This is a genomic window from Gemmiger gallinarum (assembly GCF_014982805.1).
GTDB lineage: Bacteria > Bacillota > Clostridia > Oscillospirales > Ruminococcaceae > Gemmiger > Gemmiger gallinarum.
This window is the reverse complement of the sequence record NZ_JADCKC010000003.1, coordinates 403,471-419,961: the sequence shown is the minus strand read 5'-3', so window position 1 is coordinate 419,961 and position 16,491 is coordinate 403,471. Positions and strand designations below refer to the sequence as shown.

General features: G+C 63.0%; 17 protein-coding genes. 10 read left to right on the top strand and 7 right to left on the bottom strand.

Annotated features, from left to right (window positions below):
* The first annotated feature begins 5 nt into the window (after window positions 1-5).
* Complete coding sequence (locus INF35_RS11155) at window positions 6-890, top strand: aldose 1-epimerase family protein (protein WP_193502454.1); 885 nt, start codon at window positions 6-8, stop codon at window positions 888-890.
* Between the two features lie 115 nt (window positions 891-1,005).
* On the opposite strand, the gene INF35_RS11150 is transcribed toward INF35_RS11155, so the two are convergent.
* From INF35_RS11150 to acpP, 3 genes are all read right to left on the bottom strand, one after another.
* On the bottom strand, window positions 1,006-2,076 hold the full coding sequence (locus tag INF35_RS11150) for a sodium:calcium antiporter (RefSeq protein ID WP_193502452.1): 1,071 nt from the start codon (window positions 2,074-2,076) through the stop codon (window positions 1,006-1,008).
* A 152-nt stretch (window positions 2,077-2,228) separates the two neighbouring features.
* Complete coding sequence (gene proS, locus INF35_RS11145) at window positions 2,229-3,668, bottom strand: proline--tRNA ligase (RefSeq protein WP_193502450.1); 1,440 nt, start codon at window positions 3,666-3,668, stop codon at window positions 2,229-2,231.
* A 105-nt stretch (window positions 3,669-3,773) separates the two neighbouring features.
* Window positions 3,774-4,010, bottom strand: a complete 237-nt coding sequence (gene acpP, locus INF35_RS11140; protein ID WP_193502448.1) for an acyl carrier protein — start codon at window positions 4,008-4,010, stop codon at window positions 3,774-3,776.
* A gap of 265 nt (window positions 4,011-4,275) precedes the next feature.
* Between acpP and dapF the strand changes: the two genes are divergently transcribed.
* From dapF to pfkB, 9 genes are all read left to right on the top strand, one after another.
* Entirely contained in the window at window positions 4,276-5,127 is an 852-nt protein-coding gene (dapF, locus tag INF35_RS11135; protein WP_193502446.1) for a diaminopimelate epimerase, read from the top strand.
* Between the two features lie 38 nt (window positions 5,128-5,165).
* Window positions 5,166-6,575 (top strand): MBOAT family O-acyltransferase, encoded by a 1,410-nt coding sequence (locus INF35_RS11130; RefSeq protein WP_193502444.1) that lies wholly within the window; start codon window positions 5,166-5,168, stop codon window positions 6,573-6,575.
* A 10-nt stretch (window positions 6,576-6,585) separates the two neighbouring features.
* A complete protein-coding gene (locus INF35_RS11125; RefSeq protein WP_193502442.1) occupies window positions 6,586-7,641 on the top strand; it encodes an alginate O-acetyltransferase AlgX-related protein in 1,056 nt (351 codons plus the stop codon).
* A 98-nt stretch (window positions 7,642-7,739) separates the two neighbouring features.
* Window positions 7,740-8,930 carry an LL-diaminopimelate aminotransferase gene (locus INF35_RS11120; RefSeq protein ID WP_193502441.1) on the top strand — a complete coding sequence of 397 codons (1,191 nt, stop codon included), beginning with the start codon at window positions 7,740-7,742 and terminating at the stop codon, window positions 8,928-8,930.
* 40 nt (window positions 8,931-8,970) lie between these two features.
* Window positions 8,971-9,372 (top strand): pyridoxamine 5'-phosphate oxidase family protein, encoded by a 402-nt coding sequence (locus INF35_RS11115; protein ID WP_193502439.1) that lies wholly within the window; start codon window positions 8,971-8,973, stop codon window positions 9,370-9,372.
* Between the two features lie 67 nt (window positions 9,373-9,439).
* Window positions 9,440-9,601: a rubredoxin gene (gene rd, locus INF35_RS11110; protein ID WP_193502437.1), complete on the top strand. Its 162-nt coding sequence runs from the start codon at window positions 9,440-9,442 to the stop codon at window positions 9,599-9,601.
* Between the two features lie 196 nt (window positions 9,602-9,797).
* Window positions 9,798-10,277, top strand: a complete 480-nt coding sequence (locus tag INF35_RS11105) for an RNA polymerase sigma factor (RefSeq protein ID WP_193502435.1) — start codon at window positions 9,798-9,800, stop codon at window positions 10,275-10,277.
* Complete coding sequence (locus tag INF35_RS11100) at window positions 10,274-10,984, top strand: zf-HC2 domain-containing protein (protein ID WP_193502433.1); 711 nt, start codon at window positions 10,274-10,276, stop codon at window positions 10,982-10,984. Before INF35_RS11105 ends, INF35_RS11100 begins: the two co-directional genes overlap by 4 nt.
* Window positions 10,985-11,099: 115 nt before the next feature.
* A complete protein-coding gene (gene pfkB / locus INF35_RS11095) occupies window positions 11,100-12,044 on the top strand; it encodes a 1-phosphofructokinase (RefSeq protein WP_193502431.1) in 945 nt (314 codons plus the stop codon).
* Window positions 12,045-12,227: 183 nt separating this feature from the next.
* Here the strand turns inward: pfkB and mgsA are convergent, their stop codons facing one another.
* From mgsA to INF35_RS11075, 4 genes are all read right to left on the bottom strand, one after another.
* Window positions 12,228-12,635 carry a methylglyoxal synthase gene (gene mgsA, locus INF35_RS11090; RefSeq protein ID WP_193502429.1) on the bottom strand — a complete coding sequence of 136 codons (408 nt, stop codon included), beginning with the start codon at window positions 12,633-12,635 and terminating at the stop codon, window positions 12,228-12,230.
* A 98-nt stretch (window positions 12,636-12,733) separates the two neighbouring features.
* On the bottom strand, window positions 12,734-13,474 hold the full coding sequence (locus tag INF35_RS11085) for a nucleotide-binding protein (RefSeq protein WP_328740795.1): 741 nt from the start codon (window positions 13,472-13,474) through the stop codon (window positions 12,734-12,736).
* 222 nt (window positions 13,475-13,696) lie between these two features.
* The gene (locus INF35_RS11080; protein WP_193502427.1) at window positions 13,697-15,487 is read right to left on the bottom strand and encodes a peptidoglycan D,D-transpeptidase FtsI family protein; all 1,791 of its coding nucleotides are present in this window, start codon (window positions 15,485-15,487) and stop codon (window positions 13,697-13,699) included.
* An 80-nt stretch (window positions 15,488-15,567) separates the two neighbouring features.
* Window positions 15,568-16,317, bottom strand: coding sequence for a hypothetical protein (locus tag INF35_RS11075; protein ID WP_193502425.1), 750 nt, complete (start codon window positions 16,315-16,317; stop codon window positions 15,568-15,570).
* Window positions 16,318-16,491: the final 174 nt, after the last annotated feature.

Here is a 16,491-nt window from a genome sequence, read left to right as displayed (position 1 = left end):
ATCCCATGCAGTATTCCATTGAAAATGAGTTTATCCGTCTGACGGTTGAGAGTAAGGGCGCCGAGGTGTACAGCGTCGTCAACAAGCATACCGGAGCCGAGATGCTCTGGAACGGCGACCCGGAAGTCTGGCCGCGCCGCGCGCCTATTCTGTTCCCCTACACCGGCAAGCTGACCGGCGGCAAGATGATCGCCAAGGGACTGGAGTACCAGGGTCCACAGCATGGTTTTGCCCGCGATGTGGAGCACACTTTGGTCCGCCACACCGACGACGTGCTGGAGTTTGAGCTCCACGCCGACAGCCAGACCCTGCCCATCTGGCCCTATGCCTTTGTGCTGCGCTCCACCTTCACGCTGGAGGAGCGCACCGTCCACCACAAGCTGACGGTGGAAAACCCCGTGGAGCCCATGCTGCGCTTCGGCATCGGCTTCCATCCCGGCTTTGTCATCCCCTTCGACGACAAGCACACCACCGAGGACTACGAGTTCCGCTTTGATGAGATCGAGTCCCCCCTGTGCGTCAGTGCTCTGCCTGACGGCCTGCTGGAAGGCAACCACTATTATTATCTGGCCCGCAATACCCGCCGCATCCCCCTGACCGACGACCTCTTTGACAACGACAGCCACTGCATGGTCAACCTGCGCAGCAAGTCCCTGGCCATTGTGGAGAAGGACACCGGCCGCCGCGTCAGCTGCGACATCGAGGGCTATCCCTATGTGCTGATCTGGTCCAAGCCCATCAAGCCGCTGCGCTTTGTCTGCATTGAGCCGTGGCAGAGCCTGACCGGCGAGGCAAACGGCCCTCTGGAATGGGAGTCCCGCCCCTGTGCTGCAAGCCTGAAGCAGGGGGAGAGCTGGTCCACCACCATGTCCACCACCTTCGACCGGTAAGGTCCACCTCAGACAAAAAAGAAACATCTGACGATACAGAAAGCCCTCCTCTCCTGCTGAAACAGGGGAGGAGGGCTTTTGAAATTTCTTTTTGTACAGTCAGGGGGTAAACGGATCAGGCACCTGCCAGAGGCGCAAACAGCACCGCGGCCAGATAGCAGAAATAGACAGTCAGGCAGGCGGCGCCCTGCCAGCGGTACAGCCTGCGCTTGAACAGAGCGGGCAGCAGCAGCAAAAGCGCCATAACGATACAGGCGGGGACCTCGTAGGTGCGGAACTGCTCGCCCACGGGCAGACGCCTGCGGTACATCAGGCTGGCCAGGGGCAGCACCAGAGTGATGTTGAGGATGGCAGCGTTGAGCAGGTTCATGGGAAAGCTGCTGTCGGGATAGATGCGGCATCGCTCGGCAAAACGCTTCCAGGCCGAGCCCAGAGGGTGGTGGAAGGCCTCGGCCAGCAGAGGCAGGGAAAACCCCAGGGAGAGCAGTGTGGCCGCCCACAGGGCCTGAATGGTGCCTGTCAGGTTGGCAAACACCACCGAGGCATACAGCAGGGAATAGGCACCCACCACCAGCACGGCCATGCCCAGCAGCACCCCGCCCAGATTGCGCAGGGAGTTTTTGACGCTCATGGCGGGAAAGCGGACGGTGCCGTCGTCCCGCAGACGGAGGGCGGAAATGGCGGCAGGGTCCCGGGTGGTGATGAGGTCCATCTCCTCCTCGTAAATCATGCGGTGCTGATAGACAATGTTCTCCATGACAAAGAGGACGAAGAGGGCCATGAGCAGCCCCACGCCAGTGTAGCTGAGCAGGCCGTCCCGCACAAAGACCAGTAGCACCACACAGGCGAAAAGCAGGATCAGGCACTTGCGGATGAGTTCGCCCCGGTCAACGATGACGCTCTGGCGGCGCAGCAGGCAGACGGCCAGTACCAGACCCACATCGGCCACGGCACCGGCCAGAGCAGTGCCCACCGCCAGAGAGGTGACCGACAGTCCCGATGCCAGAAAGGCCAGCATCAGCTGGGGCAGGGCGATGCAGAGGCAGGCCACCGTGGCGCTGACCACCCACAGAGGAAAGCCGCACAGGGCGAAGCACCAGGTGGCGCAGCGCCCTGCCAGACGGCTGCCTACGGCGGCCAGCACCATGCCCAGCAGATACAGCACAAAGGCCAGAAAGACGATCATGATTTTTACATCCTCCGCGGGGGTTGATATCCCGGTAAAAACAACGGCGCACCGGAAGGAAACACTCCCTGCCGGTGCGCCGGATAAGGCATTCACAACAGTCCGCCGCTTCACGGCAGTTCAGGCAGCCGGGGCGGACAAACCGGCGTCGATCAGTAGGCGATGCCCCAGACTACCATGGTTTTGGCAGGCTTGCCGCAGACGGGGCAGACATCGGAGAGATGTTCCTGGGCAAAGGGCATGCAGCGGCTGGAAAGACCGGCCTTCTCCTTCATGGCCTCCTCGCAGGCAACATCGCCGCACCACATGGTCTTGATGAAGCCGGTCTTGGTCTTGACCAGCTCCTGCACCTCGTCCATGGTGGTGGCGGCAAAGGTGCGGGCCTCGCGGTTTTCCAGAGCGCGGTCGTACAGCGCCTTGGCCAGGGCCTCCAGAGCGGCGGGGATGGCGGTGGGCAGGTCCTCCAGCTTGACGAACTGCTTCTCCCGGTTGTCCCGGCGGACCAGCACGCACTGGCCCTGCTCCAGATCACGGGGGCCGACCTCAATGCGCAGAGGCACGCCCTTCATCTCCCACTGGCTGAACTTCCAGCCGGGGGCCTTGTCGCTGTCGTCCAGCTTGACGCGGGCCACGGACTTCAGGCTCTCGGCCAGCTCCTGAGCCTTCTCCAGCACGCCGGGCTTGTGGGCGGCAACGGGAACGATGACCACCTGGATGGGGGCGATGGCCGGGGGCAGGATCAGGCCGTCGTCGTCGCCGTGGGTCATGATGATGGCACCGATGAGGCGGGTGGTGCAGCCCCAGGAAGTCTGGAAGGGATACTGCAGGGTGTTGTCCCGGCCGGTGAAGGTCACGTCGTAGGCGCGGCTGAACTTGTCGCCGAAGTAATGGCTGGTGCCGCTCTGCAGGGCCTTGCCGTCCTTCATCATGGCCTCGATGGTGTAGGTGGCCTCAGCGCCGGCAAACTTTTCCTTGTCGGTCTTGCGGCCCTTGATGACGGGGATGCACAGGTCGTGCTCGCAGAAATCGGCGTAGCAGTTCAGCTGCTGCTCGGTCTCAGCCTCGGCCTCGGCCTGGGTCTCGTGGATGGTGTGGCCTTCCTGCCACCAGAACTCGCGGGTGCGCAGGAAGGGCCGGGTGGTCTTTTCCCAGCGGACGACGCTGCACCACTGGTTGTACAGCATAGGCAGATCGCGGTAGCTCTGCAGCACACGGGCAAAGTGATCGCAGAACATGGTCTCGCTGGTGGGACGCACCGCCAGGCGCTCCTCCAGAGGCTCGGAGCCGCCGGTGGTGACCCAGGCGACTTCGGGGGCAAAGCCGTTGACCAGCTCGCCCTCCTTCTTGAGCAGGCTCTCGGGGATCAGCATGGGCATGGCCACGTTCTCGTGGCCGGTGGCCTTGAAGCGGGCGTCCAGGTCCTGCTGGATGTTCTCCCAGATGGCGTAGCCGTAGGGGCGCAGTACCGTGAAGCCCTTGACGCTGGAATACTCCACCAGCTCAGCCTTCTTGCAGATGTCGGTGTACCACTGGGCAAAGTCGACCTCCTGCGCAGTGATCGCCTCGACCAGTTTCTTCTTGTCCTTTGCCATGATTCAAAACTCCTCACATGATGATGCACAATGCCCGGCAAGGCAGACTGTGCAGATATAACAAAAAGGCCCCTGCAAGCGTCTTACGCCGCAGGGGAATCCGTTTCAGATCCGATCCTCAACGTACTGAACGACGTCGCCCACGGTGTGGAAATTCTCAATCTCCTCATCGGGGATGTCAACGCCGAACTCATCGGACAGGGTGGTGATCATGTCCACGACGTCCAGACTGTCTGCGCCGAAATCTTCCACAATGTCACTGTCGGGAGTGATCTTTTCGGGGTCAACGTCAAGCTGGTCGGCCAGATACTCGCGGATGCGCTCAAAAACCTCGGATTCCATTCGTGCATTCTCCTTTTGTCCGTCCGCCACGCCGCGGGCGCGGCATATTCTCATCTTTTAAGATGATTGCTACTAAATTTTATAGCGTATCCATACCCGCTTGTCAAGGGCTGGCCGGGCGGGGGAGAGGAACTTTTTGTGCCTCTGCCGTCCAAAGCGGTTTTTTCTTGTCTCGGGGTAGGACACACGCTATAATAAGGTCAGTATCTCATGACCACAGGCGTCTCATTCACGGCGCCCCGATGCGAATACAGGAGGCAACCCAATGCGTATTTCCTTTACCAAAATGCACGGATGCGGCAATGATTATATCTATCTGGACTGTCGGCAGACCGGCCTGCCCGAGCATGTGGCGGACTGGTCGGTAAAGCTGTCCCGGCGGCACTTCTCGGTGGGGGCGGACGGCATCATCTGCATCTGCCCGCCCTCTACCCCCGGGGCGGACGCCACCATGCGGATGTTCAATGCCGACGGTTCCGAGGGCAAGATGTGCGGCAACGGTGTGCGCTGCGTGGCCGAGTTCCTCTACACCCACGGGGCGGAGAAGGACTCGCTGGAGATCGACACCCTGGCAGGGCGCAAGACGCTGCGCCGCCTGGGGGAAGGCCAGTGGCAGGCTGAGATGGGCTGCTTCTCGGCCATGGCAGCCGACCTGCCCGCCGTGGGTGTGGGGGAGGGCCCCCTGGTCCACATGACGGTAGAGGCGGCAGGCCGCAGCTGGGACGCCGCCGGCGTCAGCATGGGCAACCCCCACTGCGTGGTGGAGTGGCCGGATGAAAACCTGCCCACCGGCATGGACCTGGCTGCCATCGGCCCCGACTTTGAAAAGAACAAGCTTTTCCCCGAGGGGGTCAACACCGAGTTCATCTATGTCCGGGACGCCACCCACCTGAAAATGCGGGTGTGGGAGCGGGGCAGCGGCGAGACCATGGCCTGCGGCACCGGCGCCTGTGCCTCGGTGTCCGCCATGGTGCTGCGTGGCGTCTGCCCCCGGGATGTGCCCGTGGAGGTGGAGCTGCTGGGCGGCAAGCTGAACATTACCGTCCGCAGCGACGACCATGTGCTGCTGTCCGGCCCCGCCGAGACGGCCTTCACCGGTGAGGTGGAGGTGGATTGATTCCGCCCCGTCTCTTTCTGACACAACGGGAGTGACCCATGAGTTTTTCCTCGGTCCAGTTTCTCTTTGCCTTTCTGCCCCTGGCCTGGGCATTTTACTACCTGCTGCCGCCCCGGGGGCGCAACGCCGTGCTGGCGGTGTTCAGCCTGGTGTTCATCCTGTGGGCGGGCTGGCGGGGCGCGGCGATCCTGCTGGCCTTCTCCGCCTTCAACTGGGCGGCGGGCCTGCTGCTTGAGCGGGCGGCCCAAAAGCGGGCGCTGCTGGCAGCGGCGGTGGTCTGCAACCTGGCGGCCCTGGGATTTTTCAAGTATGCGGGCTTTGTCACCCAGAACATCGACGCCCTGCTGCCCGGGACCCTGCCGGTTTTATCGGTGGCCATGCCCCTGGGCATCAGCTTCTATACCTTTCAGGGCATCAGCTACTGTGTGGACGCCGCCCGGGGGGATATCGTCCCCACCCGCAATCCCCTGCGTTTCTTCCTCTACATGGCCTTCTTTGCCCACGTAAGCTCGGGGCCCATCCTGCGCTGGAGCGACCAGGAGGCGGCCCTCGACCCCCGTGGCCCTGCGCGCCGGGTGGATGCCGCCCGCTTCTGCCATGGCATCCAGCGGTTCACCCTGGGCCTTGCCAAAAAGGCCCTGCTGGCCGACCCTCTGGGCTCGGTCTATGGAGCGGTGACCTCTGCCCCCGCCCAGACCATGCCTGCCCCTGTATTGTTTGCCGGGGCAACAGCTTTTTTCTTTCAGCTCTACTATGATTTCTCCGGCTACAGCGATATGGCTGTGGGTCTGGGAGAGATGTTCGGCCTTACCATGCCCGAAAACTTCGACTACCCCTACCTCTCCCGCACGGTAGGAGAGTTCTGGCGGCGGTGGCACATGACCCTGGGCGCCTGGTTCCGGCGATATCTCTACTTCCCCATGGGGGGCAGCCGGTGCAGTATGGGACGCACCTGTCTCAACCTCTTTGTGGTGTTTCTCTGCACCGGCATCTGGCACGGGGCGGCCTGGCAGTATGTGGCCTTCGGCGTTTGGCACGGCATCCTTGCCTGTATCGAGCGTCTGGGCCTTGCCAAACGTTTGGAAAAGCTGCCCGCCTGGGTCAGCCACGTCTATCTGGTGGCGGCGGTGTGGATCGGTTTTGTCTTTTTCGGGGCAAACGGCCTGCGCCAGGCATTGGCAACCCTGTGGGGAATCATTACCCTGCAGGCAGGAGATGCCGGCATGACCCTGGCCCCCTTTGTGGGACCCAAGGAATGGCTGCTCTTTGCTGCGGCGGTGCTGCTTTGCGGGCCGCTGCAGGTCCTCTTCCCCCGGCTGCGCAGCTGGGCGCGCGACGGCCGCAATCCCCGCCCCCTCACCGTGGCATTGCTGGCGGTGCTGCTCTTTTTCAGCATCGTGCAGGTGACGGCGGGCAACTATCAGGCCTTCATCTACACCCAATTCTAAGGAGGGCGGCATGCTTAAAAAAATATGGATCGCCCTCTTCTGCGGGGTGCTGGGGCTGAGCTTTCTCATCTTCAATATTTTCAGCAAGCAGCTTTCGGGGGATAACCACGAAAACCGCCTGCTCACCGGCCTGCCCCAGGTGCTGCAAAGCCCCCTTGCCCAGCTGCCCGACCAGCTGGACAACTTCCTGGCCGACAATTCCCCCTTCCGGTATCAGCTGGTCTCCCTCAATGCCAACCTGAACTATCTGCTCTTCGGCAAGAGCGAGAGCGACCAGGTGCTGGCGGGCAGCGACGGCTGGCTCTTCTACAAGGACGGCCCCGATGCCGCCCGCCCGGTGGCCAACTATCAGGGCCTGCCCGAGACCTTCGACAGTGAGGAGACCCTGGCCGCGGCGGCTGCCTCTCTGGACCGGCTGGCGGCCACCCTGGCGGAACACGGCTGCACTCTGGTGCTGGACATCACCCCGTCCAAGGACCGGGTCTATCAGGAGTACATGCCCGACGCCTATCCCATCGTCAACACTGAAAACCGCACCGACCGCTTTGTGGCTTATCTGAGGGAGAACTCTGCCACTCCGGTGAGCTGGCAGTATGAGGCCATCCGGGCCGAGGCCCTGGCCGACCCCGACCGGCTGCTCTACTTCAAAACCGATACCCACTGGAACGGCATGGGCGCCGTGCTGGGGCTGGACGGCGTGCTGCAGGCGGCGGGAATGGATGCAGTCGACTTCAGCGCTTATGAATTTGTGGAGACCGGCACCCAGACCGGCGACCTGGCCAACGTCTCGGCCCTCTACACCATCATGCCCGCCGAGACCACCTGGACGGCGGAAAATTATGGGGAATTGTATGAGCAGGACCCCCGCACGGTGGGGGTGCTGGGGGACAGCTTCAGCGAGTATTACATGCCCTATCTGCAGCAGCGGTTTGCCGCCAGCTGGCGGCTGACGGCGGAGGACAGCCTGACCCCTGAGAAAGCCGCCGATCCCGGCTGTGACCTGCTGATCCTGGAATTGACCGAGCGCAACCTCGACCTTCTGCTCCGGCTGCTGGCACAGTTTTGAACCGGCGGGACTTTTCCCGGCGGGGCAACTGTGCTATAATCAAACCAGAACTGCTTATGTTTACGGCGGCCCCGGCCGCCGGGAGGGGAGATACCAGTATGCGACTGAACAAGCATTATTCCGAGCTGAACGAGAGCTATCTCTTCAGTACCATTTCACACAAGGTGGCGGATTACCAGGCCGCCCACCCCGACAAGGACATCATCCGTCTGGGCATCGGCGACGTGACCCTGCCCCTGGCCAAGCCGGTCATCGAGGCACTGCACAAGGCGGTGGACGAGATGGGAAACAAGGAGACCTTCCGCGGCTACGGCCCCGAGCAGGGCTATGACTTTCTGCGGGAAGCCATCCGCAAGTATTATGAGAGCCGCGGCGTCGGGCTGGAGCTGGGGGAGATTTTCGTCTCCGACGGCGCCAAGAGCGATCTGGGCAACCTGCTGGACCTGTTTGACGTGAACAACACGGTGCTGGTTCCCGACCCGGTCTACCCGGTCTACGTGGACGACAACGTCATGGCGGGCCGCACTATCCGCTACATGGCCGCCAACGCCGAGAATAACTTCCTGCCCATGCCCGATGATGCCACCGACGCCGACATCGTCTATCTGTGCAGCCCCAACAACCCCACCGGCGCTGCCTACACCACCGCCCAGCTGGCCCAGTGGGTCAAGTGGGCCAGGGAGCATCATGCGATCATCCTGTACGACGCCGCCTATGAGTGCTTTGTCAGCGAGGAAGGCTGCGCCCGCAGCATCTACGAGGTGGAAGGTGCCAAGGAAGTGGCGGTGGAAGTCTGCAGCTTCTCCAAGATTGCAGGCTTCACCGGCACCCGCTGCGGCTACACCGTGGTGCCCTTTGCCATTGAGCAGGAGGGTCAGAGCCTGAACAAGATGTGGTTGCGCCGTCAGACCACCAAGTTCAACGGCGTGCCTTACATTGTGCAGCGCGGCGCCGAGGCCGTCTTTACTGAGGAAGGCATGAAGGAGATCCAGCACAACCTGGACTACTACCGCAACAATGCAGCGGTCATCGCCGCTGCCCTGGATGAGGCGGGCGTCTGGTACTGCGGCGGCAAGAACAGCCCCTACGTCTGGATGCGCTGCCCCGCCGGCATGAAGAGCTGGGATTTCTTTGACTGGCTGTTGGAGACCGCCAACGTGGTGGGCACGCCGGGTTCCGGCTTCGGCCCCTGCGGTGAGGGCTACTTCCGCCTGACTGCCTTCGGCGACGCGGCCAAGACGGTGGAGGCGGCCGACCGCCTGAAGAAAGCGCTTGCCACGCTGAAATAAGCACATGGCGGAAGCCTGGGAAAAGAAGGGGGTACATAGCATGAATGAGATCATGAAGTTTCTGAAGGAAAATCCGGTGTTTTATCTGGCCACGGTGGACGGCTATCTGCCCAGAGTCCGCCCGCTGGGATTTGCCATGTGGTATAACGGCTATCTATGCCTGGCCATCGGCAAGCACAAGGCGGCGTACAAGCAGCTGCTGGACAACACCAACCTGGAGATCTGTGCGGCCAATGACCGCGGCGAATGGCTGCGGGTGCAGGGCACTGCCAACTTCGACAACACCCCCGAGGCACAGGCTGCCGCCTTCCGTGAGATGCCTCAGCTGGCCGATCTGTACAATGAGGAGACCGGCAACAAGCTGGGCATTGTATATCTGGACCATCTGTCGGCCAAACTGTTTTCCATGTCCGGCACGGTCAAGGAACTGATGAATTACTGAGATCGCCCCACCCTAGGGTGTGCCGGTCCTGTAATATAAAATTCAAAATAAAGAGAGGTATTTTACCATGAAGCGTTATGTCTGCGATATCTGCGGCTACATCTACGACGAGGCAGCCGGCGATCCCGATAACGGCGTCGCAGCCGGCACCAAGTGGGAAGATGTCCCCGATACCTGGGTCTGCCCGCTGTGCGGCGTCGGCAAGGACCAGTTTTCCGAGGCGGAATAATCGCTGTCGGGCAGTCTGAACCTGCGAACATGCAATGACAAGACGGCTCTGCTGGAACCATCTCCGGCGGGGCCGCCTTTTTTTGAAAAAACACGGATTTTCTTGTAACGAAAGGGCATCTCGGCCGTCTGTTGGATGAAAGCGGCTTTCCCGCCGGGATTCCGGCGGACAAAACAAAGGAAAGTGAGGTGGGTGCGTGGAGGATTTCGAGAGTCTGTATACCCGATACTACCGGGCGGTGTATGCCTATCTCATGACGCTCTGCCAGGACGAGCACCTGGCTGCTGAGCTGACCCAGGAGACCTTTTTCAAGGCGCTGAAAGCTTTGGACCGCTTTGACGGCAGATGCCCGGTGAATGTCTGGCTCTGCCGCATCGCCAAGAATGCCCTCATCGACGCAAAGCGGAGACACGCCCGGGAACTGCCTGACGACGCCGCCCCCGAGCCCTCCGATCCGGCACAGCCCGTGGGCGCGGCGCTGGAGGACCGGGACGCGGCTTTGCGGATCCACCGGGCGCTGCACCGGCTGCCCGACCCCTACCGGGAGGTATTCTGGCTGCGGGTGTACGGTGAGCTGAGCTTTGCCGACATTGCCGGCCTGTTCGACAAGACCGAGAGCTGGGCGCGGGTGACCTACCATCGTGCCCGGGCCAAGTTAAGGGAGGAACTGACATGAAAATGCCGTGTTATCTGGTACAGGATCTGCTGCCCCTCTACCATGACGGGGTCTGCGGGGAGCAAACCGCCGCCGACGTGCGGGAACATCTGGATGGTTGTGAAAACTGCCGGGCGGCGCTGGGCGGGATGGACGCCGACACCGGGGCCGAGACCCAGCTGCAGGCGGAAAAGGCGCAGGCTTCGGCAGCGGCTCTGCACAAAGTCCGAAGCGACCTGCGCAGAAAGCGGGTGCTGCCCGCTCTGCTGGTGGGCCTTGCCGCGGTGGTGGTGCTGGCCGCCGCAGTGCTGGGCTTCCGCAAGTATGCCATGGGAGTGCAGCTGACCATCCCCACCGAAGACATCGCCGCCGTGACGCTGGAGGAGGACAATTCCCTCCGCGTTACCATGCAGGACGGCAAGTGCTGGACGGGCCTTACGGCGTCCTACCGCACCCTGCGCACCGGCGGGGAGGAGAAGGAGATCGTTCTGTTCACCCTGTATGTGGACCTGTGGTCCAGCCTGTTCCAGGACGGCTGGAGCGACGGGGAAGAGGCCATGCTGTTCAACGATCTGCTGGACGGGACGGAGGCGGTCTGCTACGTCCGCTGGGACGAGTGGGAGCAGGTGAATGCTGCCACAAAGACCGAGGGCGAGGGCGCCGCCGCCCGGGACATCATTGACGGGGATGCAGTCCCCGGTCTGCTCCATACCATGTGGCAGCGGTGAGCCTTTGACGCTTGCCCCGGAGCGTCCTGTGCGGTACAATAAAACAAAACAAGAAAATGCCCCGGTTTCTGCCCAGAGCAGGCCGGGGCAAATTTGGAGAGCGGGGAAAAACCATATGATCGTGACGGTGACGGTAAATCCGGCCATGGACAAGACGGCGGAGATCGATTGCCTGCGGCCCCATGCACTCAACCGGCTGGCCGGCGTGGTTAGCGATGTGGGAGGCAAGGGCATCAATGTGTCCAAGACCATTGCGGCGCTGGGACGGCAGAGCGTGGCCTGCGGCTTTCTGGCCGGGCAGACCGGGCTGAGCATCGGGCAGACGCTGCAAAACTGGCCCGGCGGGGGGATCCGGCCGGACTTTCTCACCGTTCCCGGGGAGACCCGCACCAACCTCAAGCTGGTGGAACCGGGCGGGGCGCTGACCGAACTCAACGAGCAGGGACCCCGCCTTTCCACGGCCGATCTGGAAGCTCTGGCCCGAAAGCTGGAAGGTTATGCCGCTCCCGGCACTCTGTTTGTGCTGGCGGGCAGCGTGGGACCCGGAGTGCCGCCGGAACTCTACCGTGACCTGACCCTGCGGCTGCGGCAAAAGGGGGCAAAAGTCTTTGTGGATGCCGACGGTCCTCTGTTTGCCCGGGCTCTGGAGGCGACGCCGGACATCATCAAGCCCAACGCCTTTGAACTGGGGCAGTATTTTGGTCTGGACCACATCCCGGCGGGGGAGGAGCTCATCCGGCTGGGACGTACTCTGGCGGGGCGGGGCATTGGCCTTGTCTGCATCTCCATGGGCGGGGAGGGCGCCTGCTTTGTGCAGGGGGAGCGGGTCTGGCGTGCGCCGGCCCTGCCTGTGACGCCCCGCTCCAGCGTGGGGGCGGGGGATGCCATGGTGGCGGCCATTGCCTGCGGTGTGGAGGAAGAGCTGCCGGTGGAGGATTGCCTTCGCCTGGCCATGGCGGTGTCGGCGGGGGCGGTGACCACCCGGGGCACCCGTCCCCCGGACCGTGAGACGGTGGAGCAGCTTCTTCCCCAGGTGCAGCTGATGGGACCGGTCTGCTGATTTTTGCGGCGTACAGACAAAAAAGAACCTCCGGCGAGGGATCGCCGGAGGTTCTTTTACTGACGGAAAGTGTCCGGCACCGCGGCACAGTATGGGAGAACGGTGGGGGCGTTTTCCCATGAGCAGCGGGAGCCGAAGGGGCGCAGTTTGGCCCGGGAACTGCAAAATGCCGCAGAAAGCCGGTCAGCGGCCCTGCGGGTTGAGGATGGTGCGCCAGTCCAGGTCGCCATTTTCCAGCCCGTGGATCAGCACCTCAGCGGTGGCGATGTTGGTGGCCACGGGAATGTTGTGCACGTCGCAGATGCGCAGCAGATTCATCTCGTTGGGCTCAGTGGGCTTGGCCGAGATGGGATCGCGGAAGAACAGCAGCATGTCCACCTCGTCGCAGGCGATGCGGGAGATGATCTGCTGGTCGCCGCCGTGTCCGCCCGGCAAAAACCGCTGGATATTCAGGCCGGTCGCCTCGGCAACCAGGCGGCCGGTAGTGCTTGTCGCAATCAGGTGATGGTGACTGAGAATCTGGCAGTATGCAATGCAAAACTGGATCATCAGCTCTTTTTTGGTGTCATGTGCGACCAACGCAATCGTCATGTAAGACCCCACTTCCTCCGGGGGGACGTACCCGCCCGGCGATATATCTGTTACTGTTACGGTACTCAAATGTATGCAGTCCTGACCGCGGTCAACGGTCAGACCAGCAGCGGTATCCGCTGCCCCAGCAGCCGCCCTGCCATGGCGGAACCCACCAGGGAGGCCATGCAGTCCTCGGGCAGAGCCTCGCCCAGCATGGCGCAGCGCTGAAGCTCCCGGCTTTCGGGCAGGACGCCCAGCAGCTGGATGCCCACCGTGTCGATGCACTCGTCCAGATCATACACAGGGGCATGCTTGCCGAAGGAATCCGGCATCAGCCGGTTGATGACCAGCCGCAGGGCATCCTGGGGGTGGCCGTCGGCAATCAGGCGGTCGGCCACGATGCGGCCGTCGCGCAGAGCCACGGGATCGGGCGTAAGTACCACCAAAGCGCGGGAGCAGATGGCCGCCCCCGCCTCGAACGCCGGACCCATGCCGGCGGCGGTATCAAAGAGGATGAAATCAAAATACGGCGACATGGCGGCGGTCAGCCGGGACAAAGGCGCCGTGCGCACAATGCCGCCCTCATAGGGGGCGCTGATCACCGAGAGCCCCGGATACAGCGGACTTTGCACAACGGCCTTGTCGCCGTCGCAGCGCCCGCACAAAACGTCTTCAATGTCGTAGACAGTCCGCCCGTACACACCGGCGATGATGTCCACGCTGCGCAGGCCCGAGTCCAGCTCGATCAGCAGGACCCGTTTGCCCAGCGAGGCCAGCCGTGCGCCCACCAAAACCGATACCGTGCTTTTGCCGGTACCGCCCTTGCCGGAACAGGCCATGATGGTTTGTGTCTTCACTCGATGCTCCTTAGAAAAGCGGAACAGCCGGAATTGCCGCCTGACGCAAGGTACAATGCGGCTAAACTATCCCATTTATTATTTTAGCACAGTATTCCGGGAGGGGCAACAGATTTTTCTATAAAAAACACACAGATTTACAAATAAGTTACAACGCACGGCAGCGGCAAAAACGGAACAAAACAGAGAGAAGTGTTAACAGCAAATAAGAATGATATTGTCTTACAAGGCCAGCCAGGCATCCAGCACGGTGCGCAGCAGGGGAGAGGCGTTGGCGCCGCCTCCGCCGTATTCCAGCACGATGGCCACGGCGATCTGCGGGTCATCGGCGGGGGCATAGGCGATGAGCACCGAGTTGGTGTAGTGGGTGCCTCCGGGCATGGTGTCGGGGCGCTGGGGACTGCCGGTTTTGCAGGCCACCGGGATGGAAAGCCCCCGCAGAGCGCCCAGCGTCTGGGACATCTGGACCATGCCCTCCCGGATGGGCCCAAAGACGGCCTCGCCCCCGGGCATGGTGTCCAGCACTTCGGGTTCCGCCTGCCACACCACCTGACCGGTGGTGCCGTCCAGGGCGTGGTCGGCATAGTGCAGCCGCAGCCGGGTGCCGTTGTTGGCCAGGGACGCCGCATAGGAGGCCAGCTGCAATGGCGTGACGGCGGTGTTGCCCTGGCCGATGGCCGCCTGCAAGGTCAGGCCTTCCCGGTAGTTGTCGTCGGTGGTCCAGGTCAGGCTGCCCGCCGCCTGGGCAGTCTCCACCCCGGTGTCGGCGGCCAGGCCCAGATGCTGGGCGGCCTGGGAGAAGGCATCCACCCCCAGGCGCCGTCCCACATCATAAAAATAAATGTTGCAGCTGTACTTGAGCGCCTGCACAAGGCTGATGGCGCCGCTGTGGCTGATCTGCAGGCAGCCGGGCTGATAGTCGGAATAATAGCGGTAGGTTCCGGTACAGCGCACCGTGTCCGACGGAGTGATAAGTCCCGAGGACAGGGCGGCGGCTGCCACGGCAGGCTTGAAGGCGGAGCCCGGCGCATAGAGTCCCTGGGCCACCCGGTCCAGCAGCGGCGCAGCGGTATCGGCGGCCAGGGCGGCGTAGTCGGTGCGGTAGGTGGAAAGATCATAGGAGGGAGAGTTGGCGGCGGCCAGGATGCCGCCGGTGTTGGTATCCACCACCACCACAGCCCCGGCGTTGGCCTCCCGCCCCGACCCGGCGGCCTTGGTAGTCTGCAGAGTGTGGAGATACTCGTTCAGGGCGGTCTGGACGGTGCACTGGAATTCTGCATCCAGGGCCAGCACCAGAGTAGCCCCCGGCTGGGGGGCGTCGGTCTCCTCCTCGGAGACGGCGCCCTCCTCCCCGGCGGTGACCCGGACCCGGCCGTCGGTGCCGTGAAGCAGCGACTCGTAGGCAGCTTCCAGCCCGCTCTGGCCGATGTGGGCATTCATGGCGATGCCGGTGCCGGACAGAGTTTCCCACTGCTCGGCGGTGATGGGCCCCACTGTGCCCAGGGCGTGGGGCAGCAGAGTGCCCTCCGGCCAGATGCGCTCCCCACGGGGGACCAGGCGCAGCGCACCGCTCTGGATAAGCCCTGCATCGTACAGGAGGGCTGCTCTGGCCGCGCCGATGCCCGACGCCAGCAGAAACTCCCCTGCGGAAACCTCAGAACAAAAGGCGGCGAGCTGTGTTTCCACATCCTCGCCGCCTGTAAGCTCCAGTATCTCTAACGTCCGTTCTGCCGTGTGGGTGATGTCGCTGCCCGGCGGGCCCGGATACCGCAGGTAGACATCCCACACGGGGGTATCCTGTGCCAGCACAACGCCGTCACGGTCCACAATGTCCCCCCGGGCCGCCGGTACGGTATAGCTGTACCGTGTCGTCGAGGCCTCGGCCACCCGCTGGGCGTAGTAATCGGCCTGGACAAACTGCATCCAGGCCAGCCGCGCCAGAAACAGACCGAACACCACCGTACACAGTACCAGCAGTGCCGTCACTCTGCCTTTTCCGCCGCGCTTGTTCATTGCTCACCCTCCCGGCCGGTCATTCTGCCTAACAGTATACGCCGCAGCCTGCCTTTTGTAAAGCAAGACGTGAAGAATTCTCATTGTATCGCAAAATAGACTGAGCTGCTTTCTTCCGCCACATCGTCCAGCAGCGCCCGGGCGCACAGCCCCGTCTCATCCTCTGTGGGGACGGCGGCCAGGCGCCCTACCCAGTAGCCGTCCGCCGTGGTCACCACCGTATCCACCGCAAGGCCGCAGTGCCGGGGCAGGCCGTCCAGATACCACTGACCGCCTTCCACCGTCAGCACGCCGCAGTAGCCCCCCGCCAGACAGGGGGTGCCCTCGGCACTTGCCACCTGAAGGATGCCCGGGGAAGTCTGTTCGTCACTGTTCGCGATCCGCCCCGCAAACCGGCCGTAAGGGTCCAGCACGGCGCTGCCGGGCTCGGCGCTGCCCGCCAGGGCAAAGCCGTCCAGCCAGCGTTCGGCCACCTGCATGGGCTGTGCTCCCTGCAGGGCGGCGGCCCGGGGGCTTTGCAGCAGCGTGCGCAGCGCCGCGTTCTCCGCCTGCAGGCTGCTGGTCTCGGCCAGCTCGGCGCGCAGAGCGGCGTTCTCGGCCTGGAGAGCTTCCAGTCTGCCGGTGTAGCGGGGCAGCAGGCGGGACCCGATGAACTCGTCCGCCTGCTGGGGCAATGCGGCCAGCCAGGCCACCGCCCCCGGTCCAAAGCGCAGCGTCGCCGCAGCAGCCAGCGCCGCGCAGACCACCGCCGCCGTGCCGATGAACACCTTTTTGCGCAGCCTTCCCCGGCGGCTGACCCGCCGGACCGACAAGTCCAGACTGTCCCGCATGACACAACACCCCTTCCCCAAAAAACACCCACAGGCCAAAATATGCCGCGCAGCTTGCCGCCATGCCTGCCCGGCGGCTCCCCGGCTTTTATTTTGGGCGAAGCTTTGCTATAATACTCGCAACGGCGCCCGCGGGCGCAGCAGAACAAACAGGGAATACTGAAGGATACAGGG